This window comes from Vibrio paucivorans, assembly GCF_054053395.1.
The window spans coordinates 566,014-592,822 of record NZ_CM133230.1; the positions used below are offsets into that span (position 1 = coordinate 566,014).

At 44.6% G+C, this 26,809-nt stretch carries 23 protein-coding genes; 14 read left to right on the forward strand and 9 right to left on the reverse strand.

The features are described 5' to 3' along the window. Nucleotides 1-43 precede the first annotated feature (43 nt). From ACXABW_RS02745 to ACXABW_RS02755, 3 genes are all read right to left on the reverse strand, one after another. Nucleotides 44-922, reverse strand: coding sequence for a U32 family peptidase (locus tag ACXABW_RS02745; protein ID WP_457524933.1), 879 nt, complete (start codon nt 920-922; stop codon nt 44-46). A 34-nt stretch (nt 923-956) separates the two neighbouring features. Further along, nucleotides 957-1,970: a ubiquinone anaerobic biosynthesis protein UbiU gene (gene ubiU, locus ACXABW_RS02750; RefSeq protein WP_457523886.1), complete on the reverse strand. Its 1,014-nt coding sequence runs from the start codon at nt 1,968-1,970 to the stop codon at nt 957-959. Nucleotides 1,971-2,388: 418 nt separating this feature from the next. Next, complete coding sequence (locus tag ACXABW_RS02755) at nt 2,389-4,428, reverse strand: sensor domain-containing protein (RefSeq protein WP_457523888.1); 2,040 nt, start codon at nt 4,426-4,428, stop codon at nt 2,389-2,391. 196 nt (nt 4,429-4,624) lie between these two features. Between ACXABW_RS02755 and ubiT the strand changes: the two genes are divergently transcribed. The 4 genes from ubiT (at nt 4,625) to rimI (ending at nt 6,643) form a co-directional block, all read left to right on the forward strand. After that, a complete protein-coding gene (ubiT, locus tag ACXABW_RS02760; protein ID WP_252029569.1) occupies nt 4,625-5,152 on the forward strand; it encodes a ubiquinone anaerobic biosynthesis accessory factor UbiT in 528 nt (175 codons plus the stop codon). Beyond that, entirely contained in the window at nt 5,136-5,639 is a 504-nt protein-coding gene (locus ACXABW_RS02765; RefSeq protein ID WP_252029570.1) for a GNAT family N-acetyltransferase, read from the forward strand. The genes ubiT and ACXABW_RS02765 overlap by 17 nt, the downstream gene beginning before the upstream one ends. 128 nt (nt 5,640-5,767) lie before the next feature. Next, nucleotides 5,768-6,178, forward strand: coding sequence for a DNA polymerase III subunit psi (locus tag ACXABW_RS02770; protein ID WP_457523891.1), 411 nt, complete (start codon nt 5,768-5,770; stop codon nt 6,176-6,178). An 18-nt stretch (nt 6,179-6,196) separates the two neighbouring features. Continuing rightward, on the forward strand, nt 6,197-6,643 hold the full coding sequence (rimI, locus tag ACXABW_RS02775; RefSeq protein ID WP_252029574.1) for a ribosomal protein S18-alanine N-acetyltransferase: 447 nt from the start codon (nt 6,197-6,199) through the stop codon (nt 6,641-6,643). A gap of 12 nt (nt 6,644-6,655) precedes the next feature. On the opposite strand, the gene ACXABW_RS02780 is transcribed toward rimI, so the two are convergent. Continuing rightward, on the reverse strand, nt 6,656-8,716 hold the full coding sequence (locus tag ACXABW_RS02780) for a putative bifunctional diguanylate cyclase/phosphodiesterase (protein ID WP_252030772.1): 2,061 nt from the start codon (nt 8,714-8,716) through the stop codon (nt 6,656-6,658). Nucleotides 8,717-8,937: 221 nt separating this feature from the next. Between ACXABW_RS02780 and prfC the strand changes: the two genes are divergently transcribed. Then, nucleotides 8,938-10,524, forward strand: a complete 1,587-nt coding sequence (gene prfC, locus ACXABW_RS02785) for a peptide chain release factor 3 (RefSeq protein ID WP_457523893.1) — start codon at nt 8,938-8,940, stop codon at nt 10,522-10,524. Between the two features lie 65 nt (nt 10,525-10,589). On the opposite strand, the gene ACXABW_RS02790 is transcribed toward prfC, so the two are convergent. From ACXABW_RS02790 to ACXABW_RS02800, 3 genes are all read right to left on the reverse strand, one after another. Next, nucleotides 10,590-12,119 (reverse strand): methyl-accepting chemotaxis protein, encoded by a 1,530-nt coding sequence (locus tag ACXABW_RS02790; protein ID WP_457523895.1) that lies wholly within the window; start codon nt 12,117-12,119, stop codon nt 10,590-10,592. Between the two features lie 220 nt (nt 12,120-12,339). Further along, a complete protein-coding gene (srmB, locus tag ACXABW_RS02795; RefSeq protein WP_457523897.1) occupies nt 12,340-13,578 on the reverse strand; it encodes an ATP-dependent RNA helicase SrmB in 1,239 nt (412 codons plus the stop codon). A gap of 89 nt (nt 13,579-13,667) precedes the next feature. Next, nucleotides 13,668-14,387 (reverse strand): tRNA1(Val) (adenine(37)-N6)-methyltransferase, encoded by a 720-nt coding sequence (locus ACXABW_RS02800; protein WP_265688060.1) that lies wholly within the window; start codon nt 14,385-14,387, stop codon nt 13,668-13,670. A 305-nt stretch (nt 14,388-14,692) separates the two neighbouring features. Here ACXABW_RS02800 and brnQ point away from each other — a divergent pair, with 305 nt between their 5' ends. The 6 genes from brnQ to ACXABW_RS02830 all read left to right on the forward strand — a co-directional run bounded on the left by brnQ (nt 14,693) and on the right by ACXABW_RS02830 (nt 21,163). Continuing rightward, on the forward strand, nt 14,693-16,006 hold the full coding sequence (gene brnQ / locus ACXABW_RS02805; protein ID WP_457523899.1) for a branched-chain amino acid transport system II carrier protein: 1,314 nt from the start codon (nt 14,693-14,695) through the stop codon (nt 16,004-16,006). Nucleotides 16,007-16,155: 149 nt separating this feature from the next. Further along, nucleotides 16,156-17,254 (forward strand): peptide chain release factor 2 gene (gene prfB, locus ACXABW_RS02810; protein ID WP_457523901.1). Its coding sequence is split into 2 segments (ribosomal slippage): nt 16,156-16,230 and nt 16,232-17,254, totalling 1,098 coding nucleotides; the frame shifts between segments, so codons are not numbered across the junction. Between the two features lie 51 nt (nt 17,255-17,305). Further along, the gene (gene lysS, locus ACXABW_RS02815; protein ID WP_252029589.1) at nt 17,306-18,823 is read left to right on the forward strand and encodes a lysine--tRNA ligase; all 1,518 of its coding nucleotides are present in this window, start codon (nt 17,306-17,308) and stop codon (nt 18,821-18,823) included. Nucleotides 18,824-19,084: 261 nt separating this feature from the next. Continuing rightward, a complete protein-coding gene (gene vpsR, locus ACXABW_RS02820; RefSeq protein WP_457523903.1) occupies nt 19,085-20,419 on the forward strand; it encodes a cyclic-di-GMP-binding transcriptional regulator VpsR in 1,335 nt (444 codons plus the stop codon). Between the two features lie 264 nt (nt 20,420-20,683). Next, nucleotides 20,684-20,806, forward strand: coding sequence for a hypothetical protein (locus tag ACXABW_RS02825; RefSeq protein WP_457523905.1), 123 nt, complete (start codon nt 20,684-20,686; stop codon nt 20,804-20,806). Nucleotides 20,807-20,911: 105 nt separating this feature from the next. Further along, complete coding sequence (locus ACXABW_RS02830) at nt 20,912-21,163, forward strand: DUF1127 domain-containing protein (RefSeq protein WP_252029594.1); 252 nt, start codon at nt 20,912-20,914, stop codon at nt 21,161-21,163. Nucleotides 21,164-21,207: 44 nt separating this feature from the next. Here the strand turns inward: ACXABW_RS02830 and ACXABW_RS02835 are convergent, their stop codons facing one another. Continuing rightward, nucleotides 21,208-22,242 carry an NADP(H)-dependent aldo-keto reductase gene (locus ACXABW_RS02835; protein WP_457523907.1) on the reverse strand — a complete coding sequence of 345 codons (1,035 nt, stop codon included), beginning with the start codon at nt 22,240-22,242 and terminating at the stop codon, nt 21,208-21,210. A 115-nt stretch (nt 22,243-22,357) separates the two neighbouring features. Here ACXABW_RS02835 and ACXABW_RS02840 point away from each other — a divergent pair, with 115 nt between their 5' ends. Then, nucleotides 22,358-22,669 carry a DUF6482 family protein gene (locus ACXABW_RS02840; RefSeq protein WP_252029596.1) on the forward strand — a complete coding sequence of 104 codons (312 nt, stop codon included), beginning with the start codon at nt 22,358-22,360 and terminating at the stop codon, nt 22,667-22,669. On the opposite strand, the gene mutH is transcribed toward ACXABW_RS02840, so the two are convergent. Beyond that, on the reverse strand, nt 22,666-23,331 hold the full coding sequence (gene mutH / locus ACXABW_RS02845) for a DNA mismatch repair endonuclease MutH (RefSeq protein ID WP_457523909.1): 666 nt from the start codon (nt 23,329-23,331) through the stop codon (nt 22,666-22,668). The genes ACXABW_RS02840 and mutH overlap by 4 nt on opposite strands. A 670-nt stretch (nt 23,332-24,001) precedes the next feature. On the opposite strand from mutH, the gene rppH reads away from it, so the two are divergent. After that, complete coding sequence (gene rppH, locus ACXABW_RS02850; RefSeq protein ID WP_457523911.1) at nt 24,002-24,526, forward strand: RNA pyrophosphohydrolase; 525 nt, start codon at nt 24,002-24,004, stop codon at nt 24,524-24,526. Nucleotides 24,527-24,528: 2 nt separating this feature from the next. After that, nucleotides 24,529-26,775 carry a phosphoenolpyruvate--protein phosphotransferase gene (gene ptsP, locus ACXABW_RS02855; protein WP_252029600.1) on the forward strand — a complete coding sequence of 749 codons (2,247 nt, stop codon included), beginning with the start codon at nt 24,529-24,531 and terminating at the stop codon, nt 26,773-26,775. The last annotated feature ends 34 nt before the right edge of the window (nt 26,776-26,809 follow it).

The following is a 26,809-nucleotide window of genomic DNA, read 5'->3' on the forward strand; positions in this document are numbered from 1 at the left end:
GTCTGGCAATGCCAGACCTTTTTTCTATATGGAATAGAGGGGGTTAAATGTTTTTCACATCCAACCCTGCCAGTTGATGCCAGTAGCCATTACATTGTCTGTCTTCGATGACCTTCGGCTTCTGACCAGCTTCGTTTGCACGGAAGTCATCTAGCTCTGTGAAGGTGTTTAATCCAAGTGGACTCAAGCGCACCACATCGACTAAACCTTGCATACTTGGTAAGTCATTGACCAAGTTATAGCAGTATCCTGATTGGGTTTGAATACCGTTCAGGTTGAACACGGCTTGCCCTTCCTGGCTGTGCACTTGAATACCCGTCGGGTATTTAATACAGCAGGTTTCGCAATCATCTTTGGCTTTGTTTTCTGCACGCGCAGTAAAGCAACGCGCCGAATAAGCGAGCGGTAAATAGCCGTGGCTAAATACTTCGACTTCAAATTGGTTCTTGATGCCTAATTCGTCACATTGCGACAATACGTTGCTTAGCCAATCTCGCGACAATTCTACTGGCATACACCAACGAGTCATGCCTTGTTTGAGAAACAGTTTTAACGTGTGCGCATTATAGGTATTAACCGCTGGGCCCACGACAAAAGGTACTTTGCTGTCGCTGGCCAGTTGAATGGCAGACACATCGTTGGCTTCAATCGCAAAGTCGCCGTTATCAATGTACTTTTTCATCACATTGACTTCGCTAGGCGCTTCTAGCAGAGCTATGGTAGAGAGTACAACTTGCTTGCCTGTGGACGAGAGTTCTTTTGCGATATCAAACCAGTGCGCCGGCTTCATTTCGCGGCGCTTAGAGCAGACTGACTCACCTAAATAAATTATATCGGCACTGCTTTGTTTCGCTTGTTGGTAGAAGTGTTCGATGTCTTGTTTTGGCCAGAAATACAGAAGAGGGCCAAGTGCATATTTCATGTTGTTTTCCATGCTGTTCTCCACAACTGACGCGCTATTGCCATTTACGGTGATAAGCACCGAGAGTGGTTTGGGTGCCTTCCGAGACATTCGCTAATGCGGCATTCCAAGCGGCTTCGACTTGGTACGCATCTGGATTTGCTTGGTAGCGATCAATTGCCGCGCGCCAAGTTCGTGTTACTTGCTCAACATAGGCTGGGCTGCGTTGTCGCCCCTCAATCTTCACAGACGCAACATTTGCCGCAAATAACTCTGGCAGCATTGATAGAGTATTGAGGCTGGTTGGCTCTTCTAACGCGTGGTAGCGTTTAGATTCACCTTCAATATCAGCGGTGAAGCGGCCTTTACACAAGGTCGGGTAACCTGCGTTCTCACCTGCTTCATAGCGATCGATCAGGATATTATTCAATCGAGACTCTAGCCCTGTTTCTGTTTCTTGCCAGCGAACGTACTTAGCTGGAGAACATGCACCTACAGTATTTGGTGATTCACCTGTCATATACGAAGAGAGGTAGCATCTCCCTTCCGCCATGATGCACAAACTGCCAAATGCAAAAACTTCTAGCTCAACTCCTTGCGGAATATTGCGTGATAGCTGCTTCACTTGATGGATAGAAAGCACTCTTGGTAATACAACGCGCTTAACATTAAAGTTCTGTTGATAAAAGTTGATAGCTGCGACGTTGGTAGCTGAGGCTTGAACGGATAAATGCAGCTCGAGATCTGGATATTTGTTAGCGGCGTATTCGAGTACCGCAATATCGGCGACGATTAAAACATCGACACCCAGTTGAGCGGCATTGTCGACGGCGTTAGTCCAGCGTTCAAACCCATCAGGGTGAGCAAAGGTGTTCAATGCAACGTGAATTTTCTTATTACGGTCGTGTACATACTGAACCGCTTTGTCTAACTTCTTGCCTGTAAAGTTCAGGCCTGCAAAGTGGCGGGCGTTCGTATCATCTTTGAATCCGATGTAAACCGCGTCTGCTCCACAATCAATGGCTGTTTTGAGAGCAGGTAAGTTACCTGCTGGACATAAGAGTTCCATTGCTCAGTACCAATTTCTATCAAAAAAGTGACCGCATTTTATGAAGAATTATGAATGGCAAATTTGATGTAAGGCAGGTTTGAGTGAATAAAGCCGACAATTAACCAGATTGGGGTAGTGCTGAATTAGGGTCTGTTGAACTTTCGTGGTTGATTTTTGTTCGGATGGGGACGCCTAGTCAAAATCGTTTTAGTCGAGGCGAAGACTGTGTAGCCTAGTTATTCTAAGCAAATAGTCTTCAACAAAGCGTAAAACGATTTTAGTCCGGGGCGCGTAGCCGAACCCTTTGGGCTGCCTTTGTGGTTCATTTCTACTGCGTTATCGGCTTCTTATGTAGGCTAACTACACATCAAAGCCTCTGCCTTGTATAAATTTCCCACAAAGCGCAGCAAAAATCAGCTCAAAAGTTCAACAGACCCTAGTGTTTATGACGGCGGTTTTGAGCGAACAGCTCTTCAACTTCTTGTTTTGGTTGAGGGCGGTAAAAGTGGAAGCCTTGAATCGAGTTGCAATTCAAGTTGGACAAAAGCGTGGCTTGCTGCTGAGTTTCCACCCCTTCGGCGACAACAGATAAGTTGAGGGACTTACCTAAATTGATGATGTTTTCGATGACGGTGACTTGCTTAGGTAGGGTATCTAGATCGGTAATAAAGGCTCGGTCTATCTTAAGTTCATCGATTGGGAAGCGTGCCAAGTAAGACAGAGAAGAGTAGCCAGTTCCGAAATCATCAATTGAAAGCGCAAAACCGAGCTTTTTGATTGCATTAAGCATTTGCAGCGTGTGTTCACTGTCGCTCATCACCGCACTTTCGGTGAGTTCGAAGGTAATACAGCTTGGGTCCAAATCGGTAGTACGGAGCAGCTTTTCCATGTAGTCGATAAGCTTAGGGTTACCGAACTGCTCTGGAGATAAGTTGATTGCTACGCGACCCGGTAAAATACCTTGTAATTTCCAACGCTTAACGGTAGCGAATACTTCACGCATGACCACTCGGCCTAAGTGTTCTATCAAGCCAGCCTTCTCTGCAACGGGAATGAAAGCCGCAGGGCTGATGTAACCTTCGACTGGGTGTTTCCAGCGAATCAATGCTTCCGCACCATTGATACTGAAATCACGGGCGTTAACTTTTGGTTGGTACCAGACTTCAAGCCCGTTTTGTTGCAGTGCTTTTTGCAGCTCGATCTCTAACCACAAACGCATGCGAGCTTCTTTGTTCATTTGGTCGTTGAACTTGATCAGGCGGTTACGGCCACGATCTTTTGCTTCGTACATTGCGGTATCGGCATTTTGCAGCAAAATTCGTGCATCGTTACCGTCGCCTGGGTAGGCCACACTACCGATAGAGCAGGCGAGGCGTTTGCTAAAGTGATGCAGATCGAACGGTTGGTTGATGAGGGCAATAATACGTTCAGACAGCATTTCTGCCATTCGGTTGTTGTCTGGCTCTGGCAAGATCAAACCGAACTCATCACCACCTAGGTGTCCTAGAATAGCGTGTGGGGGCAATAGACGTTTTAAGCGTGATGCCACTTCTTTGATCACTTTGTCACCGATGTGGTGACCAAGCGAATCATTAATGTTCTTAAAATTATCGATATCCAAGTAGAGCATGATCAGCGGTGTTTCGTTGTTGATCAGTTGCTCAAGCCGTTTGGTGAAACCAAATCGGTTATACGCACCGGTTAGACTGTCGATATGGATATCTTCTTGGTTCGATGCTGATAGGGCTTTAGGTGCATCATCGGCATCTTGAATCAGGATTATCTGAGATTGGCTGCCCAAAACCATGGTTGAGTCGGCATGCAGCTGAACTTTCCTCTCAAAGCCACAACGCGGTCCAGTTAAGCACACCACTGGTGCTTCTGCGACCAACAAGCTGAGTTTGGTGTTGAATACGGCTTTGGTACTTTGGTCAATGAACAGCCTTGTTAAATCTTCACCAAGTAAATCGCCCGAGTCATTAAAGCCAAGCATTCTAATTGCTGACGGGTTGGCTGAAATGATGCAGTCGTCTTCAACGAGCAAAAGGCCGTCAGGTAGCAAAGAGGCCAATGTCGAGAATTTGCTTTCGGACTCTTCGAGTGAGCGGATTAGAATCTGCTTTTCTGAAGTATCAATAGCATGAAAGATAACATGCTCAACTTGCTTGTTGTTGATGATAGGAGAAAGACTGAAATGCAGGCTGGTATCGAGGTCGATGTCGTTGAGGGTAACTTCTGCTTCCAGAGTTTCCCCTTTAAAGGCACGCTCGTAGTAAGGTTTTAGGTGTTGGTAGAAGTGTTCACCTAGCACTTGAGAGTCATTCATTCCTACTAACTCTGCAGTGCTAAGCCCAGCTACGTCACAATAACGTTCATTGACCATGCTGTAGTTATGCTGGTCGTCCAAGATTGCAAAAAAGAAAGGACTATTAGACGTTAATTTTGCAAACCAATGTTGTAACTGTTGCGAAGGCATCAAGTACTACCACTCTCCAAAGAGCATATTCATTCACAAGCCATGTGAAAGGTGCGCGATACATTAACTATACCTGTGAATGGCGCCATGTAAAAGGCTAGCGCGCATTGTATAGTTTTTTGATGCATAACAGGAATCCGCACAATCACTTCCATTATGATGAGAAATTCTCTTTACAAAGTAACGGATAAAGCTCGTGATAAACAAGATTCGTACCCAACTAGTTCAAAATGCCGCATCAATTTTGCGATCTCCAGTCCACTTATTGCCGCAAACTGTACAAAAAAAGGCCTTGCTAGAAGGTATGAAAACGGTGTTTAAAGAAGCCTTGGAAGATGGTGACTTTGAATTTCTTGAAGATAAGTGGCTGAAAGTTGAAGTAAAAGATATGAAACTGAGTTGGTACATCAGTTACGAAAACGAGAAAATTGTTGTTGCCGATAAGCCTGTTGATGAAGATGTCAGCTTCAGTGGCAACTTAAACGATTTGGTACTGATTGCAGGGCGTAAAGAAGACCCTGATACACTATTTTTCCAGCGCAGACTCTCTATTGAGGGGGATACAGAGCTAGGCTTAGAAGTGAAGAACCTAATGGATAGTGTCGATTTGGATCTTTTGCCAAAACCGTTACAAATTTTGCTAAACCAACTAGCTGATTTTGTGCAGAAGGGCGTACAATCCCCAGCGACACAAAATGAGGTAGTGAATGCTTATTCGAACTGAAGCACCCGCAGACATTTTGGCGATCGATCGCCTGCTCAAGTCTGCTTTTGAAACTGATGCTGAAGCCAACTTGGTGATGAAGCTCAGAGAAAATAGCCATCTGACCCTTTCTCTCGTTGCTTGTAACGATGAAGGCGAAGTGATTGGCCATGCGATGTTTAGCCCTGTATTACTAGAAGGCGAAGACTATAACTGGCAAGGGCTTGCGCCTGTCGCTGTGAAATCTGAATATCGCAAACAAGGCGTTGCGCAGAAACTTGTTACTGAAGGCCTAGAGTCTTTAGTGGAGTTTGGTTATCCGGTTTGTGTCGTGTTAGGCGATCCAGCCTATTACTCTCGCTTTGGTTTTAACGCCGCAGAAAAGTATGGCTTTAACTGCCAGTGGGAAGTGCCAGCAGGTGCATTCCAAATCGCAGAGCTAGTACCAGAGCAACTTACGGGTAAAGGTGGGATGATTCAGTACTGCGAAGAGTTCAACGAGCTATAACCGTATTTGCTGTGTAACCCGATGTACATAAAAGCCAAGAAGCAGTCTTCTTGGCTTTTTAGGTTATCGATCACGCATTCTAGAACGATGTTTGATATTATGAACGGGTTCTCAAAGGTTCTATCGTTATGCAATCACTTCAATCAAACCAACAGCACTCTGCCTATCTTGAAGAGATGGGGATTAGCCAATGGACGTTAGTCCACCCTGAACGTTTATCTGGATATCAGCTTGATAAAGCGCCATTAGAAGAAAGCTGCAAGTTACTGCTGGTTTCACCTGTCTGCCCTGAAGCGGGGCTAGCTGAAATGTTTGAACGCGTACTGAAAAGTATTAAGTTAGATCTTACTCAAGCCCAACATGTTACTCCAGATAACTTAGCTGTAATTGGTGAGCACCAATTGGAATGGGTTTGGTTCGCCGGATGTGAGCGTGTAGACGGGGTCACCGACAAAGTTCTTACTTCACCTCTGCTATCAGACATTGATGGTAACAATGAGCAGCGCCGCTTGCTGTGGCAACAAATCTGTTCTTATTAAGCTACCTTGGAATTTCCTATGTCCTTTATTTTTACTCCGCTTAGCCAAGCGCATTTGGATGCTGTATGGCAGATCGAAACCGTTGCCCACAGCCATCCTTGGGCTGAGTCGATGATACGCGATGTGCATAGTCGTGGTGCGATGCATTATGTTATGCATCATAACAATGAGTTGGTGGGTTACTTCTACGCTCAGAATATTGTTGGTGAAGTAACGTTGCTGAACATTGCAATAGCGCCTAAACATCAAGGCAAGGGGTTAGGGAGGGCACTATTAGAGCAGTTTCTCACGCTCTGTGAACAGCAAAAGGCTGATAGTGCATGGTTAGAAGTTAGGGAAAGTAATCAGGCGGCATATGGACTTTATGAAGCGTTAGGCTTTAACGAAGTCGATAGACGTCGTAACTATTACCCAAGCGATAATGGCAAAGAAGATGCCATTATCATGAGTTACCTGTTTTTCTAGTTAATGTGTATATTATTTATGGGCGGTTTTGATGTTGCCAATCGGTTCCACTTCTGGGATTTGATATTGGTTGTGAGCAAAGCGGCTATTAAGTTCAGCCGCAGGGAGCGGTTTATCAAATAGATAACCTTGGAACTGATCGCAGCCAAGTTGCTTTAACGCGTGTAACTCATTGGCGTTTTCGACCCCTTCTGCAATTACCTCTAAATTCAATCTTCTTGCCGTCATCACGATGGTATCAACAATCGCCTGGTCGCTTTCGTCCATATGCAGTTGAGTGACAAAAGAGCGATCGATTTTAAGTACGTCAACCGACAAATGCTTGAGGTAGCGCAGTGAAGAGTAGCCTGTACCAAAGTCATCAATCGAAATCTTAAGCTGATGCTCTTTTAAGTTGGCCATCTTTTGAATAGCACTTTCTACATTTTCTAACAGCAGACTTTCAGTAATCTCGAGCTCGATATGCTCTCCAGTAATGTTGAACTGAGATAGAGTTTGAGTGATATGGTCGACGAACGAGTCCTGGGAAAACTGCAATGGACTGATGTTGATTGCGAGACGGCGGAATGTACTTGGGAGTATGCCTTGTTGCTGCCAGTTCGCATATTGATAACAGGCTTGCTCAATGATCCAGTCACCGATTTGCAGGATTTGCCCTGTTTCTTCAGCGATTGGCATGAACACACCAGGTGGTAGCAACCCTTTATCGGGGTGGTTCCAGCGAATCAAGGCTTCGACACCAACAATCTGGTGATGTTCGTTGACCTGAGGTTGGTAATACAGCTCTAGCTGACCTTTGTTAATGGCTTCGTGCAGACCTTTTTCTATTTCTAAGAAAGATTCCACCTGAGCCTGCATTTCAGGTTCATAGAACATGTACTTGTTACGACCTGCGACTTTCGCCCGGTAGAGGGCGGTGTCGGCTTGGCGTAATACATCAATGTTAGTGCTCCCCACCGATGGAAAGATGGCGATACCGACACTCACCGTGCAGTAAAGCTGGTGGTCGTCAATTGAATAAGGGTTCGAAATCAGAGCCAATAGCTGCTTTGCAACGTCGTGTGCTTTATCTGGTTGAAGGTCGGGAAGTAGGATGGCAAATTCGTCACCACCAATTCGAGCGGCAATGTAATCACTATGCAGCCAAGCTTCCATGCGAAGCGCAATGGCTTTTAGTAAGTTATCGCCAATGGTATGACCGAGCGAATCATTAATGGTTTTAAAGCGGTCTAAATCCAGATAAAACAGCACCCCAGAACGATGCTCTTTAATCGCGGTATCGATACTTTGCGCCAACGTATCAAGCAGCAAACTTCGGTTTGCTAGGCCGGTTAAGGAATCGTAGTACGCCAATTGATTGAGCTGGTGTTCGGCTTTTTCACGGTCGGTCCACAAGGTGTGAAACGAGGTCGCCAATTGGCTAAGCTCGTCATTTTGTTTTTGCGCTGGAATAGGCAGCGCTTTTTGTTTGTCTTGTAATGAGTGAACCCACTCAATCAGAGTGACTATCGGCTTCGACAGCTTGTAGTAGAAGAAAGCCAATAAGATGGTGGTCAGCAGGATGTTACGGAACAGGTCGAACAGAATAACGCGAGTCGTTTTGGTCAGAAAATCTTGTGCGATGTTATTACCATTAACCGAGAAGCTGAGCAGGCCGACGACGACATTGGAGTTGGGTTGGTGAAGCTCTGCTTGATACACAGGCGCAGACGGTGTGAGGTAATTAGACAATACTTGAATGAAAGAGCCCTTAGAATCGATCACTCGTTCTTGTTGAGTCAGAGTGTCGCCAAAGTCATCAATGATCTCGACCTTATAAATGGCGGTGTCCATCATTAAGCTAGACGCCACTTGTTCAGCTAATAGGTGATTAAGGTGGTAAGCCGCTTGGCTCGCGTTCGAGTAGTTTTGTAATAACTTGAATTGGTAGTGCTCTTCAATGCGATCTTGTTCTTGATGGAGGTCTAGCAGAATATGGTAAAAACTAAAGCAGAGACCCAGTATCACGGATACTAGGAATACTGTTTTAGCTTGTCTAAATGCGAGAGAGTTTATCTTTTTCGGTCTTTGCATAGTCAGTTTTAGTTCCATCTACTCTCTTAGTTATAGTCCATATTTATTGATATTTTAATTACAAAGCGTTTTATCCTGCCTTTATACCGGATAGCGCTGCTGGCTCAGTTGCTCAAAAGGCAAATATAGGGGAGAATACCGCGCAAAATTGAATCGAATCGCCAGTCGTGACAAATCGTTTTTGTCGACACCTTAACTGGCAACAAGAGAAGACCATTTCCATGTCAAATACATTTACTGGTGAAGTTTCTAAACGTAGAACCTTCGCAATCATTTCGCACCCGGATGCGGGTAAAACCACCATTACTGAAAAAGTATTGTTATTCGGACGCGCTATTCAATCTGCGGGTACCGTAAAAGGTCGTGGTTCTAGCCAGCACGCTAAATCTGACTGGATGGAAATGGAAAAAGAACGTGGTATCTCGGTTACAACCTCGGTGATGCAGTTCCCGTTCAATGATTGCTTGGTGAACCTGTTGGATACTCCGGGACACGAAGACTTCTCGGAAGATACCTACCGTACACTTACCGCTGTTGACTCATGCCTTATGGTAATCGATGCGGCAAAAGGTGTCGAAGACCGTACGCGTAAATTGATGGAAGTAACACGTTTACGTGACACTCCGATTGTAACGTTCATGAACAAACTTGACCGTGATATCCGTGATCCGATGGAATTGATGGATGAAGTGGAAAGTGAGCTAAACATTGCTTGTGCTCCAGTATCATGGCCGATTGGTTGTGGTAAAGAGTTTAAAGGTGTTTACCACATTCACCGTGATGAAACGATTCTCTACACAACAGGTCAAGGCCACACGATTCAAGAAGAGCAAATCATCAAAGGTCTAGATAACCCTGAGCTAGACGCAGCAGTTGGTGAAGAACTGGCTGAGCAGTTACGCGAAGAGCTAGAACTGGTTCTTGGTGCTTCACATGAATTCGACCAAGAGCTATTCCTACAAGGTGAACTGACGCCGGTATTCTTCGGTACTGCACTAGGTAACTTTGGTGTTGACCACATGCTTGATGGCTTAACAGACTGGGCTCCTGCACCTCAACCACGTAAAGCGAATGAGCGTGAAGTTGAAGCGACAGAAGAAAAGTTCTCTGGCTTCGTGTTTAAGATCCAAGCCAACATGGACCCTAAACACCGTGACCGTATCGCTTTTATGCGTATTGTATCGGGAACCTACAAACAAGGTATGAAGATGAACCATGTTCGTCTTGGTAAGCAGATCAATATCTCTGATGCCGTAACCTTTATGGCGGGTGATCGCTCTCGTGCTGAAAACGCTTATGCCGGTGACATTATCGGTTTGCATAACCACGGTACAATCCAGATCGGTGACACCTTTACTCAAGGTGAGTCGCTGAAGTTCGCTGGTATTCCAAACTTTGCACCTGAACTATTCCGTCGTATTCGCCTGCGTGATCCTCTTAAACAGAAGCAGCTTCTGAAAGGTCTGGTTCAGTTATCTGAAGAAGGTGCGGTTCAGGTGTTCCGCCCTCTACAAAACAACGATCTGATCGTTGGTGCGGTTGGTGTGCTTCAGTTTGATGTGGTCGTCGCTCGCCTTAAATCCGAGTACAACGTAGAAGCTATCTATGAAAGCGTAAACGTTGCAACTGCTCGTTGGGTAGAATGCGATGATGAGAAGAAACTAGAAGAGTTTAAGCGTAAGAACCAAGCCAATTTAGCGTTGGATGGTGGTGATAACTTATCTTACGTTGCGCCAACAATGGTAAACTTGAACCTAGCGCAAGAGCGTTTCCCTGACGTTCAGTTCCGAGCGACTCGCGAACACTAATATTTTGAATAAATAGCCCCACCCTAATGATTATTGGGGTGGGGCTTTTTTATGTCCAGTGTTTACTACACGGTTCGATTACCAAAAGAATAGGAAATCCCATTCAAGTTCTCTGCTGATTTCAGCAAACTGTCTGCTAGCTGAGAGACAGTTTCAACTTGAGTGAGATTGGCATTGGATACATCGCTGATCCTTTGGATATTAGCGCTGATTTCTCGCGACACAATACTTTGTTCTTCAGCTGCGGTGGAGTTTTGAATTGCAATATCTGAGATTTCAGTCAGAGCACTCGCCATGAAGCGCACTTTTTGTTCCGACACTTGAGTATCTTCCACACAGTTTTGGCTGACTTTTTCGTTCTCATTCATCCGTGTTTCAAGCTTCCTCAACGTGTTTTGTATACTCACAATCGAGTTTTGAATATGCTCGGTGGCTTGGCCTGTTCGGGTACTAAGCGTTCTGACTTCATCGGCGACAACAGCAAACCCTCGGCCATATTCTCCAGCACGCGCTGCTTCAATTGCGGCATTAAGTGCCAGCAAATTGGTTTGCTCTGATATTGCTTGGATCTCTGTCATGATGCTATTCACTTGCTCAGCTTCAGCGACTAGCTCCGAAGCAATATTGGCGGATTGCTTTACTTCACTGGCCATGCTGTCGACTTGATTACGAGTAACCTCGATGGATTCAATCGCCTGAGTGCATTCCTCACTGGCTTGATTGACTTTATCTGAAGTGAGGACGCTATTTGCAGCGATGTCGCTGATCGTGTTGGTCATTTCTTCAATGGCGACAGAAACAGCAGATATCTCTGCAAACTCATGGTCAATGTTACGTTTTGCTTCACTCGATGCCTCACTCAGTTCATTGGCATTGTTACTGATTGTTTTACTGCTATCGATCAGGCGCCCAAGGATAGTTCTGACTCTTCCTTGCTCAATTTTTAAGTGAAACTCAGAGCTTCTATCCGACTCTTGGCAAAAAATTAGACGTGATAAACTGTCATATTGAAGCGCTAAACCGGATTCCCATTTGCGATGCTGGAACAACTGTTGGTAAAAAAGGGTGCACATCGCAATCGGTGGCAAGAGTGTAAAAAAGGGCGATAAAGTAAAAGCGAGGTAAGTGCTTGCTATGCTAGCTGCACCAACAGCCAATAACTTATGAGGGAAAAAGCGATTGATCGTAGTATCACATTTATTAGTATCAACAAGTTTCTTATAAGCGTGAATCGCTCTGTGCTTGTAAGAGTCGTTGAGCCTTACCCGCACAGATTGGTAGCCTATGACTTGTTGCCCTTGGTAAATAGGGCATACAAAAGCATCAACCCAGTAGTATCGCCCATCTTTAGTGATGTTTTTCACCGCACCACGCCAAACCTGCCCCTGCTTTAAGTGACGCCACATATCGGCAAACGCGAGTTTGGGCATCTCTGGGTGGCGGACAATATTGTGGTGTTGATTAACCAGTTCTTCGAGGCTATAACCGGCTACCTCACAAAACGCTTGGTTGGCATAAGTGATGCGGCCATCTTTATCAGTGGTGGATATGAGTTCAGCCCCATGAGATGCTGTGTAATATGAATGGATATTCATGTGCTACATCACGTTATTGATGTTCACGGTTGTCACGGGCTGTGCTGGTTATGGGCTTTCTGAACAGAACTAAAAATTGATAAAAGAGTTTATTTAATAAACTCAATTGGATAGAAAGGCTGTTACGGCGATGGATGGGGAAGCTGCGTTGAGCTATTTAGATGGATTCTAGATGCAAAAAGGGCTGGCGCGAAACGCCAGCCCTTTCCATTTTTAGCTGTTACTTTTTCTTCTTCGCTGTTTTCTTTTTACCTTTAACAGCTGTTTTTTTCTTATCGTCTTTCTTCTTGTTCTTTTTCTTAAACACGGGTTTCTTGTGTTTAGGACGAAGCTCTTTGATAAAGCGTTCTTTGATGTCTTCTTTAGTATAACGAGCAACACGATCTAGCATAGGTTGATCGTGCGCTTCTACGAGAGATAGGGCGTTACCTTTTTTACCAGCGCGAGCTGTACGGCCAATACGGTGCAGGTAAACATCAGCCGTGCGTGGCATATCAAAGTTAATCACGTGGCTAACATCAGGTAAGTCGATACCACGAGCAGCGACATCCGTTGCCAGTAAGACGTTGACACTACCATCACGGAATCGTGCAATCGCGTTGTTACGGCGGTCTTGCGGCATTTCGCCTTGAATCCATGCACAAGGGATTTGAGCTTTTTCAAGCTCTACGCGCAAATCGGCCAAACGCTCACGCGTCTTGAGGAAGATGATAGAGCGCTCTGCTTGCTCCGTGATGATGACTTTCAATAGAGCTAACTTGTGCTCCATGTCGTCTGCACGGTGATACCACTGTGTGATTTTTTTACGCTCGCGGCGTGAAGGTTCAGCATCAATTTCAGCCGGCTCTTTTAAAAGATCAGCAGTGAAACCTTCAACGCCACGACCTTCTAATGTTGCAGAGAATAGTAGAGTTTGCTTACGCCAACGACACTCAGCCGATAAACGGTCAACCGTTGGGCCAAAGCCCATGTCTAGCATGCGATCCGCTTCATCTAAGATCAGCCATTCAATTGCGCGGCAATCAAATCGTTCTGCTTCGATGTATTCCATTAAACGGCCAGGTGTTGCAACCACGATATCTTGGGTTGTCGCCAGGATATCTGCGTGCTCTTGGTACTGAACACCACCGGTAATGGTGAAAATATTAAGCTTAGTGTTTTTTGCTAGTGCACGTGCTTGGTCTGCTATCTGCATTGCTAATTCACGCGTTGGAGTTAGGATCAACACGCGAGCAGGGCCTGCTTTCTTACGTGGAAAGTCTTGCAAATATTGCAGGGCAGGGATAACAAACGCAGCGGTTTTGCCTGTCCCTGTCGGTGCAGAAGCAAGAATGTCTTTCCCGTCCAGTGCTTGTGGGATTGCTTCTGCTTGGATTTGGGTTGGGCGATCAAAGCCCATCTCTTCTATGGCTTCAAGAAGATTTTGGTCAAGTTCAAGGTCAGCAAAAGTTCTGATCACAGTGGTTCTCCACAAGCCTGTAGGCATTTAAGGGCAAAATTAAGGTCGCACATTATAGAGCGTTCGGTGATAAGGATCACATGTTATTTCTACATCTTTAAATAAAAGTCTTTGGTAAGAGAAATAAACTCGTCGCTATAACCTTGCGGGGTATGAATCGTTAGCTCGCTTACGTTGCATTCGATGGGGTGTAAGCTCAGCTCAAATAGTAATCGATGTGCGGCTTTTTTTATAGATGGCTTTACTATGCATTTTCGGCTGATGTACCAGCCTGATTGTTCGGCGAACTGAAGCATTTGCTCTCCCTCAAAGGTGGGTAAAATAAAGCTCGCTCGGCCGTTAGGCTGCAGTAATGTTTGGCAACGCTTGAGTAAATCATGGTGGTTCAATGTATCTGTATGTCTGGCGGTGGCTCGAGCCTTACTCTCTGCTTGCTCGCCGCTATTAAAGTACGGGGGGTTACAGATAATGTGTGAGAAAGTACGCTCAAATCTATGACTAAGTACGTCTGTATGCAGCACTTCGATATTGTGTCGCCACGGTGATTGCTCGGCATTCTGCTTTGCGGCTTGGTAGGCATTTTGTTCTATATCTACGGCAACAACCGACAGCCTTGGATTACGCTGCAAACACATCAGGGATAGCAATCCCGTTCCTGTGCCTATATCAAGTAACGTTTCAGCACCATCAATTCCACTCCAAGCGCCGAGCAGGACGCCATCGGTACTGACTGGCATTCCAGATTGCCCGCCATGAACTGAAAATTGTTTAAATTTGAAGTCTTTAGTCGTGTTTTTCGATTCTTTCATGATTATTTGTTAATCAACTTATTTATAGTGCCTGTCACTAATTTTTACGTGGTTTTTAGATTAATGTTCTAATTTGTTTATGAGATGTATCCATTTTGTTTGGTTATAAATTCTGGCCTTTATATAAATACCAGTGCTATTCACTGCTTTATATTCCTCATCCTGAATTTATATGGTGTTTTTTCCTTAATGGTTGCGAATTGTTAATGATTTCGTCATCATCCGCTCGAGTTTACATGCTAATTGCACAAATTTTGCAAACTAGCGCACACAACATTTTTAAAAAATTATTATAAGGGTTAGCTGTGAAGCAGACTTTAAAATTAACAGACATTATCGCAGTAGGCTTTATGCTATTTGCGTTTTTCTTAGGGGCGGGCAACATTATTTTCCCACCTCTAGCAGGGCAGCTGGCTGGTGAAAGCCTGATTCCAGCGATGACAGGTTTCTTGTTAACAGCAGTAGGTCTTCCTCTTATTACTATTGTTGCTATTGCTGTAGCAGGTGGTTCATGGGAACACTTAACTAAAGATCTGCCTAAGCGTGCAGCGATGATCATGGCCGTATTGATCTTCATTATCATAGGCCCTGCGTTTGCTGCGCCTCGTACCGGGTTGGTTGCTTACGAAATGGCAGTTAAGCCATTTTTCGTTGATGCGGCGCAATCCCATTTAACGATTTTCTCAATTGCATTCTTTGCTATCGCGATGTTCTTTGCTTGGTCACAAGGTAAGTTGATTGATGTGATCGGTAAAGTTCTGACCCCAGTTCTATTTGTAGGTCTAATTGTATTGGCCTTGGCCGTTTTTGTTGATCCACAAGGGGAAGTGTTAGCAGCGCACGGTGAATACTTAACACACCCATTGCAAAAAGGTTTCCTAGAAGGTTACAACACCATGGATACCTTTGGTTCATTGATGTTTGGTGTATTGATTGTGGATGCATTGCGTAAAAAAGGCATCACTGAACAAAGTGCTACGTCGAAGTATCTCATTGCTGCTGGCTGTATTGCGGCGGCAGGCCTGACTTTTGTTTACGTATCTCTTTTCTACTTGGGCGCAACGAGTGCATCTGTTGCTGCTGGTGCTGACAATGGTGGTGTTGTACTGAGCTTGTACGTGCAGTCACTGTTTGGCCCATATGGTCAAATTGTGTTGTCGGTGATTGTGTTGCTTGCGTGTTTGACGACTGCAATTGGCCTGATCTCAGCGTGTTCTGATTACTTCTGTTCATTGACTCCGCTTTCTTACAAGCAATGGGTTGTGATCAACGGTATTGCGTGTGCGACGGTTGCTAATGTTGGCCTATCTCAGTTAATTGCATTATCGGTTCCTGTGCTGTTTGCTCTGTACCCAGTTGCGATTGCATTGGTTGCACTGACCTTTATTCGCTCTAAATTACCGAACCCTCAGGCAGCGTACCGAGTGGTGATTTTAGTTGCACTAATGTTTGCGTTAATTGATGCGGCTAAAGTCGCGGGTATCGATGTATCTGCTTTCAACATGTTGCCCCTATTTGAAGTTGGAATGGGGTGGTTATTACCAACGGCAGCAGCGATGATTTGTATGTGCTTTATAGGCAGCCGTCAAAATGAAGAGCTAACTGAAGAAACGGTTTAACTTTTCTCGTTTATCGCAGATGACAAAAAGGCTGGTGGAAACACCAGCCTTTTTTCATTTCCCGATTTGAGCCTATTTTTTTCTGTATCTTCGTCACAATTTTGAGTAGAATTCTGCGGTTAAATTCTATTCATAAATGTTGAGCAAACATGTTTGAAATCAATCCTATTAAAAACCGTCTGCAGGATGTGTCTGAGCGCACAAATATCCTGAGGGGGTATCTTTGACTATGACGCTAAGAAAGAGCGTCTAGAAGAAGTCAACGCAGAACTAGAACAGCCAGATGTATGGAATGAACCTGAACGTGCACAAGCACTGGGTAAAGAACGTGCATCTCTGGAAGCGGTAGTAGAAACCATCGACTTACTTGACCAAGGTGTTGAAGATGTAGATGGCTTACTAGAGCTGGCTGTAGAAGAAGAAGACCAAGAGACTTTTGATGAAATTGAACCAGAACTCGCTGAGCTAGAAGCAAAGCTTGAGAAGCTGGAATTCCGTCGTATGTTCTCGGGTGATCACGATGCTTCAGATTGCTATATCGACCTACAATCAGGTTCTGGTGGTACAGAAGCACAAGATTGGACTTCAATGATGCTGCGCATGTACTTGCGTTGGGCTGAAGCGAAAGGCTTTAAGACCGAAGTAATTGAAGTATCTGAGGGTGAGGTGGCTGGCTTGAAGGGCGCAACAGTGCGTATCTCTGGCGAGTATGCTTACGGTTGGCTACGCACGGAAACGGGTGTACACCGCTTAGTTCGTAAGTCTCCATTTGACTCAAGCGGTCGTCGTCATACTTCGTTTGCATCTGCGTTTATCTACCCAGAGATTGATGACAACATTGATATCGACATTAACCCGTCCGACCTGCGTATTGACGTATACCGTGCATCTGGTGCAGGTGGTCAGCACGTAAACACCACGGAATCGGCGGTTCGTATTACTCACGTTCCAACCAACACAGTGGTTCAATGTCAGAATGACCGTTCTCAGCATAAGAACAAAGACCAAGCGATGAAGCAGCTTCGTGCAAAACTGTTTGAATTAGAGATTCAAAAACAGAATGCAGAGAAGCAAGCCAATGAAGATGCGAAATCTGACATCGGTTGGGGTAGCCAAATCCGCTCTTACGTACTTGATGACTCGCGCATTAAAGACCTACGTACTGGCGTAGAAAACCGCAATACTCAAGCGGTTCTTGATGGCGACCTAGACAAATTTATCGAAGCTAGCCTGAAATCAGGTCTGTAAGCTTTTCACCGAAAAAACACTCGTTACTAACGAAAACAGGATACATCGAAAATGACTGATGCTGTTCAAAACGAAAACGCACAAGAAGAGAATAAGCTAATTGCTGAGCGCCGCGCTAAACTGGATCATATCCGTAAGAGCTGCAAAGCAAACGGCCACCCAAATGACTTCCGTCGTGAGCACCTAGCAGGCGACCTTCAAGCGGAATTCGGTGAAAAGACGAAGGAAGAGCTAGAAGAGCTAAACCACGTTGTTGCAATCGCTGGCCGTGTAATGGCTAAGCGTGGTCCATTCCTAGCTATTCAAGAAACATCTGGCCGTATCCAAGCATATGCAGCGAAAGATGTTCAAAAAGAGCTGAAAGAGAAATACCAAGGCCTAGATATCGGTGACATCATCGGTGTTAAAGGTGCACTTCACAAGTCAGGTAAAGGTGACCTTTACGTGAACATGGAGTCTTACGAGCTGCTAACTAAAGCACTTCGTCCGCTTCCAGAGAAGTTCCACGGTCTGACTGACCAAGAGATGCGTTACCGTCAGCGTTACGTTGACCTAATCGTGAACCAAGATTCACGTGAAGCGTTCATCATCCGTTCTAAGCTTGTATCGGCAATCCGTAACTTCATGAGCTCAAAAGGCTATCTAGAAGTGGAAACGCCAATGATGCACGTGATTCCAGGTGGTGCAACGGCTCGTCCATTCATTACTCACCACAATGCACTAGACATCGACATGTACCTACGTGTTGCACCTGAGCTTTACCTTAAGCGTCTAGTAGTGGGTGGTTTTGACCGTGTATTCGAGATCAACCGTAACTTCCGTAACGAAGGCCTATCGCCACGTCACAACCCAGAATTCACAATGATGGAATTCTACCAAGCGTACTCTGACTACAAAGATCTAATGGATCTAACAGAAGAGATGCTAAGTACAGTAGCAATGGATGTTCTTGGTTCAACATCTATGCCTTATGGTGATGAGACTGTAGAGTTTGGTGGTAAGTACGCGCGTCTAAGCATGTTCGATGCTATCAAGCAGTACAACCCTGATCACGCTGAAATTCAAGCTCTAACAGAAGCAGATCTACAAGATCGTGAGAAGATGGTAGCAATCGCGAAGTCTGTACACGTTGAAGTTGAGTCTTTCTGGACATGTGGTCAGCTTCTTGAAGAGATCTTTGGTGAAACAGCTGAGCCTCAGCTAATTCAACCAACTTTCATCACTGGTTACCCAGCAGACATCTCTCCTCTAGCTCGCCGTAGCGATGACAACCCGTTCTTCACAGACCGTTTTGAGTTCTTTATCGGTGGTCGTGAAGTTGCAAACGGCTTCTCAGAGCTTAACGATGCACAAGACCAAGACGAGCGTTTCAAAGCGCAAGTTAATGCTAAAGATGCAGGCGATGATGAAGCAATGTACTACGATGCAGACTACATCACAGCACTTGAGCACGGCTTACCGCCAACAGCAGGTCAAGGTATCGGTATCGACCGCCTAGCAATGCTGTTTACTAACACGCACACAATCCGTGACGTGATTCTGTTCCCGGCAATGCGTCCTCAACAGTAATCTTCAGTCATTGAATTTAAGGAAGCCACCTATATTTAGGTGGCTTTTTTATTTGAACGTACGCAAAACTGAATACTTCGATTTATTACATTTACGTTGTGAATCCTGATCGACTTATTGACTAGAAATATTAGTAATGGCTAACTAGTCTTAAATTTGAGACAGATTATCTGTCCAAGTCTCGATAATGTAACGCTCAGCGGTATGTGCGAAACATTGCACTGCATATAGATAAGATTTGTCAGTATAAGGAACATATAAATGGGCACTCAATTCCGTATGGATTCTGTCCCTGGTTCACTAGTCGTTGTGGGTGGGACGTACGAACCTTGGCTTTCAGTATTAGAGCAGGTTGGCTGGCGTTGTACCCAATGTGCCGATTTACGTAAAGCAGATGCTCTATTTACTGAAACAGGACCCTGCATTGGTATCGTTGATCTCAGCCATGATGAGTTTAGCTTGAACGGTATCGCCAATTTAGTCAGCAATCACAAGCAAGTGCGCTGGCTTGCTTTTATTCGAGAATCTCAACTGAGCTCGGATACTATTTGCCAGTTCATCGTTAACTTTTGTATTGATTTTTTCACTGCGCCAATACCCGATGCCCAGCTGCTGAGCACGATTGGTCACCAACTCGGCATGCTTAAGCTCGAAAAGAAAGTATGGCCTAACTATGGTGAAAATAACGACATGGGGCTCATTGGTGACTCTATTCCAATGAAACGCCTACGTGACCAAATCAAACGCATCGGGCCTACAGACGTGAGTATTCTTATCTATGGTGAAAGTGGTACTGGCAAAGAAACGGTGGCACGAGCGGTGCACAAAACCTCAGCTCGCGCTCAGAAAGAGTTTATTTCGGTAAATTGCCGAGCGATGTCTGAGCGAAGAATTGAGTGTGACTTGTTTGGGGTTGATCGAGAAGACGATACGCAAGTATCGATGCTCGAAAGAGCTGATGGTGGCACTATCTTGCTTAACGACATTCTCACTTTACCAAAATCGCAGCAGCTCAATTTATTGCGCTTCTTGCAAGAAGGCACGGTTGATACAGTGGATGGACGCAAGGAAGTGGATGTCAGAATCCTTGCGGCCAACTCATCAGATATTGAAAAAGCATTAATTGATGGTGACTTCAACGAGGAGCTATACCACTACATCAACGTGCTACGCATTAACGTGCCAAGTATTAAGGAACGGGCTGGAGATATCTCTGTATTGGCGCGTCACTTCTTGCAGGAATACTCAAAAGAGTTTAATGCGCAAGCACGTAGCTTTACTGAAGAAGCTATCCGTGAACTCACTCGTTACCACTGGCCAGGCAATGTTCGCGAGTTGATGAATCAAATTAAGCGTATTGTACTGATGTCAGACAATGTGATGATTGAAGAACATCAGCTCGATTTGCCTAAACGCAGTGATGGAAGACGCAGCCTTAAAAGTATTCGTGAGCGAAGCGAACGTGACGCCTTGTTGTTAGTATTAGAGTCTCATTCTGGGCAGGTATCGATGGCAGCCAAAGAATTGGGTGTATCACGTGCAACAATGTATCGTTTATTGAACAAGCATAACTTGATCAGCGAACATGCAATGTAACTATTTGAGTATATAGATAAAAAGGCTAAGCACTTAGGAGCTTAGCCTTTTTTGTTTTAATGCAATGTGTTGGTTATTCAATATAACCCAGATGAATATGTTATTTCATTGTGAGAGGTAAGGTTAATTCTAGGTGAAAAAATTGTTTTTTCTTTTTGCGCAAATTAGCGGTTGATTTATAACCTTGATTGCATAGAATTTAACCGTGAGCAACAGCTCCACATTTCAAAATTTACCGGATTAATTATTAGCTAGGAGGCACAAATGCAACATTTAAATGTTACCGCAACTGTTTGTGCTTCTATGGATTGGACCATGTCTGATATGGCCAAGTCTATTCGCGTCACCAGCTTTGGTACCGATCGTAAATCTAGCTCAAAACAATAGTTAATCCGTAACCTTTTAGGCTGCGGAAAATGGCAGCCTAACGGGAATCTATCTACTTCTTCTACCTGTCATTTTCCCCAGTCACATACAAACTGGAGAAATATCATGAGTCATTCTGTATACCTAAAATTAGCAACACTGCTAGTACGTGCTGATCTACGTCGTGAAGAGCGTGAATGGAAACGAAAATTGCGCCGTAGTGCTTACGCAATTCCTTGGGAAAACACCCATCTACTAAAAGACATCGGCTTAGAAAGTGATGGTCGTCCGATTGGAGTAAGTGAACCTGACGCAGTCAAAGCTGAGCGCCGTGTACGTCATCTTCGTCGAGTACTCAGTACGCGAATACTGACGTAGTAAAACGGGCTAGCGGCTGGAGCCGCTAGCCCGTAATCATATTGTTAAGGACAAGGGTTGGAGTAAGTGGTACTAACCTCTTGTAAGTCCTGCATTAGCTCATCTGTTAGCACCACATCTAAACTATCGATATTGGACTTGAGCTGCTCCATCGTCGTAGCACCAATAATATTTGAAGCCACAAAAGGTCTTTGGTTGACAAACGCAAGCGCCATTTGCGCGGGGTCGAGTCCATGCTTATTCGCTACATCTACATAAGCTTGAGTTGCTTTAATTCCTTGTGGAGTAAAGTAACGTGAGAAGCGTTCGAACAGTGAACAGCGAGCACCTTCTGGACGAGCTCCATCCAAGTATTTACCGCTCAAACAACCAAAGGCGAGAGGCGAGTATGCAAGTAACTGAACCCCTTCATAATGACTAATTTCTGATAAGCCGACTTCAAAACTTCGGTTCAACAGATTGTATGGGTTTTGGATAGAAACAATCCGTGGAAGCTCATGTTTTTCAGCTAGTTTCAGTAAGCTCATTACGCCCCAAGGTGTTTCATTGGAAACACCGATGTAACGAATCTTACCGGCGTTTACCAACTCGTTGAGCGCCTCGAGTGTTTCCACTAGTGGGACGTCACCTTGTTCATCTGGATAAGGGTAATTGAGTTGACCGAAGCAGTTGGTTTGACGTTGAGGCCAATGAAGCTGGTACAAGTCGATGTAATCGGTATTCAGTCGCGTCAAGCTATCATCGATTGCTTGATGAATATTACGTCTGTCTAAACTCATGTTATCTCGAATATAAGGCACGTTTCTTGGGCCCGCGACTTTAGTTGCGATAACGACTTTTTCGCGTTTGCCTGACTGTTTTAGCCAGTTTCCAATATAACTTTCTGTTGCACCTTGTGTGTCTTTTTTCGGCGGGACGGGGTACATCTCAGCAGTGTCTATGAAATTCACTCCGCGCTCTACAGCGTAGTCCAACTGATTAAATGCATCGCTTTGTGTATTTTGTTCCCCATAAGTCATGGTACCAAGGCAAATTTTACTGACTTCTAATGTGGAATGAGGCAACTTGTTGTATTGCATTGCACTTCCTTTTATTGGTTGTTTTCAAACCAATATGCCAGCAATAGTGGAATAGGCATAGTCCCCATTCGCAAAAGTTGAGTCTTTGACTAAACTTTTCTAGACGGAGGTGTTTATGCAAAAAAGACAATTAGATAAATGGATTCATGGGGTACATAAAGAAACTTATCAGCCACCGAAAGTTTTTGTGATTGGCTGTTCGGATCTTTCGCAGTATCTCATCGCAGTGGAATACAAGCATAAACTTGAACCGGTCAAGTTGAATGATGAACCGATGCACTTTGGCTCGTTAGAATTAGTCAAAGAGGAGCTCTTAAAGCTAGGAGTAGAAAAGGCGTATCTACGCCTCCATAATGCTTATGATGAGTGTGGCAGCGAAGCGTACCAACCCTATTGTGACATCGAAATGTCATTGGTAACCCACTAAACGAAATGCGATTGTAGGATATTAGCCGTAAATTGCGTTCTTAAGTAGAAGCCACGTGGTAGGGTTTTGATCAACTTACCGCTGGCTCCATAGGCGTCGGTTAATGCTCTGCTGTTTGCCGCTTTAGGGCGCAGTTGCAGCACTTCACCGTGCCTCGCAGTGATCTTTTCTACTTGGCCAAGAACAATCATTTCCATTAATTCTTCCCAGTCCTGTTTTAACTGCTTTTCTTCTTGTTCTGAAGGAGACCAAATTAAGGGTGAACCAACACGTCTATCAGCTAAAGGAATTTCACGTTCCCCTTCCACTGGTACCCACAATACACGCGACAACTTGTTACGTACGTGGCTTTGTTCCCACGTTAAACCATGAACGCCAACGAGTGGGGCAACACAAACAAAGGTTGTTTCTAGCGGTTTGCCGGTGTAACTAATTGGAATACTTTTTAACTCAATGCCAAGTTGTTCGAAGTCTTGCTGAGGCTTGCTGCCCGCAACAGCACCTAAGTGCCATTCGAGTAATTGTCCAACCCAGCCTTTGTCTCTAGTGAGATCTTTAGGCACATCCATTTCGGCTTCTTCAGCCAAATCTAGAAAGCTCACCCCAGCAATTGCTCTCGCGCGTTCGAACAATTCTGATTCTGACTGAGGTTCTGGTTTCATCGGGTCTGTGGCTCTTAGTAAAAAAGTAATTCTAACAAAATGTGAGGAGGTAGCGGTATACCCAATCGTTTTAATTGCTTACATGAGGAGACGGAGGCGCTGATTTGAGATGCTGACTTTATGATCGTTTTGAGTAAAAGATCATCATGCAATCACTTATCCACAGCTTGATCAGAAGTGATGTCTTGTTTAGTTTCTACTGGGTAAAAAAACAGGGGTTTATCGGCGTTAAACTGCTTGAAAATTCTGGTTGTTATCAAATTTGAAACTAAGAGTGTGGATAAAAACCGCTTTGGATGATCTTTGACCGATCTGTGTTTTGGATGTTTTTATTGACGCTCTATGCGGGGTGGGAAAAATTAAATTTAACTAACTTTATGTTTTTAATGGTTAAAATTACTATTTCCTTTCATGTTTGTAGATCGGATTTGTATCAACCTAGGATCTTTGATCTGTTTTCTTCCAATTCTTCACACAGTTATTCACAGAAAAGGTGAATAAATGTGGTCAATGTCTCATTGTGGTGTTGATAAGTGTTAGCTTGGATAAAACTTATCCTTGCGGGCTGTTGTTACCAATAAATCACGTGCTAATCACACTAGTAAGTTTGCTCCTATTGGGGATATGTGGAAAAATCACTGTAATTAAAGATTTTATTTGAGGTTGGCCAGTGATAGATGGCGATGGTTACCGCTTAAATGTGGGAATTGTAATCTGTAACAACCATGGTCAGGTCTTCTGGGCTAAACGATACGGACAACACTCTTGGCAATTTCCTCAAGGGGGAATTGATGAAGGAGAATCTGCCGAGCAAGCGATGTATCGGGAGCTGTATGAAGAGGTTGGTCTTACTAAAAAAGACGTAAAGATCGTAGCAACAAGTCGTCATTGGTTAAGGTACAAATTACCCAAACGATTAGTACGCTGGGATTCAAAACCCGTCTGTATCGGGCAAAAACAGAAATGGTTTCTACTGAAGCTCGATTGTGATGAATCACGAATTAATATGCAGTTAGGTAGTACCCCTGAGTTTGATGGTTGGCGCTGGGTAAGTTATTGGTACCCAGTTAGACAGGTCGTGTCCTTCAAGCGCGATGTTTATCGTCGTGCGATGAAAGAATTTGCGACGATGGCAATGCCGTTTAGAGAACGAAAAATCAAGGGCAAACGCAAACACAAACACCGAAGAGGGTAGACATGCTTTCTCAACTAAGGGAAATAGTTGAACAAGTTTCCAAAGTAGATGACGTATACCAAGCGTTAGAAGTTTTGGTTAAGCATACATGTAGTGCAATGCATACAGAGTGTTGCACTATCTACCTTGCCAATGAAGAAATGCACCGTTTGGAGTTGATGGCGACACAGGGCCTCAAGTTCAAAGGGGACAAAATACACATTCGCTTTAGCGAGGGCTTGGTTGGTTTAGTCAAACGCAGCGCCGAGCCGATCAATGTTGCTGAAGCATCAAAGCATCCTAACTTTAAACTCTTTCCTGAACTTGGTGAGCAGGTTTACCAAAGCTTCTTAGGGACTCCCATCATTCATCGTAAGCAAGTCTTAGGTGTTTTAGTTGTTCAGCAAAAAACGCCACGCTTGTTTGATGAAATGGAAGAGTCATTTTTGGTGACATTAGCGGCACAGTTGGCCGTTATTATTGCTCACGCGCAAACTCAAGGGCATTGGAAGTTATCCAAGAAACAACAAGCGATCAAAGGTATCCCTGCGTCTTCAGGCGTCGCAATTGGTGAATTGTGGTGGGATGACACACAGCCTCAACTGTCTGATGTTTACCCTGCATCTGCTCTTAATGTCGATCAGGAGCAAGAATGGTTGTTGCTTGCGATTGAGGAAGCGTTGAGTGACTTCCGCCGTATGCGTAAGAAGCTTGATCGAGAGATAAACAAAGATGCCTTGGCGATTTTTGACCTCTTTACGCACTTGCTTAACGATCCGATGTTGCGAAAAGATCTTAAAGAGCAAATTCAAAAAGGGGACCGAGCGGATTGGGCGTTGCGACAGGTTGTTGAAACCTATGCGAGCCGATTTGCCAAAATGTCGGACGTCTATTTGCGTGAACGAGCCCATGACATCAAAGAACTCGGTCAGCGACTGCTTTACTTTCTCCACAATACTGAGAACGAACAACAGCAATTAGACAAGCCAGTAATTTTAGTGGTTCGTGAGTTAACGGCATCAATATTAGCTTCGATGCCAAAAGACAAGTTGCTCGCAGTTATTGCACTTGAAGGTGCTGCAAACTCGCATGCAGCGATTTTGTCGAGGGCGTTAGGTATTCCCGCCGTAATGGGGCTCAGTCTGAACCTCAAGGATATCAACGGTAAGCAGGGCATCGTTGATGGTTACAGCGGTAAAGTATTGGTTTCTCCGACCAAGCAAATATTGAAAGAGTATCGTGCGCTGGTCAATGAAGAGCGTGAGCTTGCTTCTATGGTTAGCGAGGGCGCTGATAGGCCAGCAATGACCAAGGATAATCACCGTGTAGAGGTGATGCTCAATGCGGGGTTAAGTGCCGATACCAACATTGCCATTAACCAAGGGGTTGATGGAGTAGGGTTGTACCGAACTGAAATATCATTCCTGCTACAGCACAGGTTCCCTTCAGAAGAAGAGCAAGTTCAACAGTATCAAAGCGTACTCAAGTCTTACCCAAACAAGCGAGTGGTAATGCGTACTCTTGATGTAGGAGGGGATAAAGCTCTGCCTTACTTGCCTATTGAAGAAGACAATCCATTCCTGGGCTGGCGTGGTATCCGTTTTACCTTGGATCATCCTGATATTTTCTTGATGCAGATCCGTGCGATGATGAAAGCAAGCGCGGAACAGCAAAACTTGAGTATCTTGTTGCCAATGATTGCCAGTACTCAGGAATTGGATGATGCGTTATCACTGATAAACCAAGCATACAATGAAGTGTCTCTGCTTGATGAACGCATTAAAATGCCAGAAGTCGGTATTATGGTTGAAGTACCTTCCATGCTGTACTTATTGCCATTGATTGCTGATAAAATTGATTTCGTTTCAGTTGGTAGTAACGACCTTACTCAGTACTTACTTGCTGTGGATCGTAACAATGCTCGAGTAGCGGATGTGTACGAATCCATGCACCCTGCTGTCATAATGGCGTTAAAGCAGATCCATGATACCTGTCAAACCCTCAATCTCCCTGTCTGCGTATGTGGTGAGCTAGCGGGTGATCCTATTGGTAGCTTGCTGCTTGTAGGACTGGGTTATCGAAGCTTAAGTATGAACACGTCTAATGTTGCTAAAGTGAAGTACCTCCTGCGTCACTCTAGCAGTGAAGAACTCGAGATGTTTGCTAACAAAGCTCTGATACAACCATATGGACAAAATATTTATACTATGATGCTGAAACATTTCGAGCAGAAAGGTTTTGCAGGCTTTGTTCGTGCTGGTAAGAAGTAATTAACCGATAGGGAAAAGATGTGGATATTGAGCT

What these genes read in the sequence shown, in the direction of transcription:
- ptsP (WP_252029600.1), top strand. Translation starts at nt 24,529, where the DNA reads ATGCTTTCTCAACTAAGGGAAATAGTTGAACAAGTTTCCAAAGTAGAT.
- ACXABW_RS02800 (WP_265688060.1), bottom strand. Translation starts at nt 14,387, where the DNA reads ATGAAAGAATCGAAAAACACGACTAAAGACTTCAAATTTAAACAATTT.
- mutH (WP_457523909.1), bottom strand. Translation starts at nt 23,331, where the DNA reads ATGAAACCAGAACCTCAGTCAGAATCAGAATTGTTCGAACGCGCGAGA.
- prfC (WP_457523893.1), top strand. Translation starts at nt 8,938, where the DNA reads ATGTCAAATACATTTACTGGTGAAGTTTCTAAACGTAGAACCTTCGCA.
- vpsR (WP_457523903.1), top strand. Translation starts at nt 19,085, where the DNA reads ATGGGCACTCAATTCCGTATGGATTCTGTCCCTGGTTCACTAGTCGTT.
- ACXABW_RS02835 (WP_457523907.1), bottom strand. Translation starts at nt 22,242, where the DNA reads ATGCAATACAACAAGTTGCCTCATTCCACATTAGAAGTCAGTAAAATT.
- ACXABW_RS02840 (WP_252029596.1), top strand. Translation starts at nt 22,358, where the DNA reads ATGCAAAAAAGACAATTAGATAAATGGATTCATGGGGTACATAAAGAA.
- ACXABW_RS02755 (WP_457523888.1), bottom strand. Translation starts at nt 4,428, where the DNA reads ATGCCTTCGCAACAGTTACAACATTGGTTTGCAAAATTAACGTCTAAT.
- ubiU (WP_457523886.1), bottom strand. Translation starts at nt 1,970, where the DNA reads ATGGAACTCTTATGTCCAGCAGGTAACTTACCTGCTCTCAAAACAGCC.
- ACXABW_RS02830 (WP_252029594.1), top strand. Translation starts at nt 20,912, where the DNA reads ATGAGTCATTCTGTATACCTAAAATTAGCAACACTGCTAGTACGTGCT.
- rimI (WP_252029574.1), top strand. Translation starts at nt 6,197, where the DNA reads ATGTCCTTTATTTTTACTCCGCTTAGCCAAGCGCATTTGGATGCTGTA.
- lysS (WP_252029589.1), top strand. Translation starts at nt 17,306, where the DNA reads ATGACTGATGCTGTTCAAAACGAAAACGCACAAGAAGAGAATAAGCTA.
- ACXABW_RS02825 (WP_457523905.1), top strand. Translation starts at nt 20,684, where the DNA reads ATGCAACATTTAAATGTTACCGCAACTGTTTGTGCTTCTATGGATTGG.
- ACXABW_RS02770 (WP_457523891.1), top strand. Translation starts at nt 5,768, where the DNA reads ATGCAATCACTTCAATCAAACCAACAGCACTCTGCCTATCTTGAAGAG.
- ACXABW_RS02745 (WP_457524933.1), bottom strand. Translation starts at nt 922, where the DNA reads ATGAAATATGCACTTGGCCCTCTTCTGTATTTCTGGCCAAAACAAGAC.
- ACXABW_RS02765 (WP_252029570.1), top strand. Translation starts at nt 5,136, where the DNA reads ATGCTTATTCGAACTGAAGCACCCGCAGACATTTTGGCGATCGATCGC.
- ACXABW_RS02780 (WP_252030772.1), bottom strand. Translation starts at nt 8,716, where the DNA reads ATGCAAAGACCGAAAAAGATAAACTCTCTCGCATTTAGACAAGCTAAA.
- ACXABW_RS02790 (WP_457523895.1), bottom strand. Translation starts at nt 12,119, where the DNA reads ATGAATATCCATTCATATTACACAGCATCTCATGGGGCTGAACTCATA.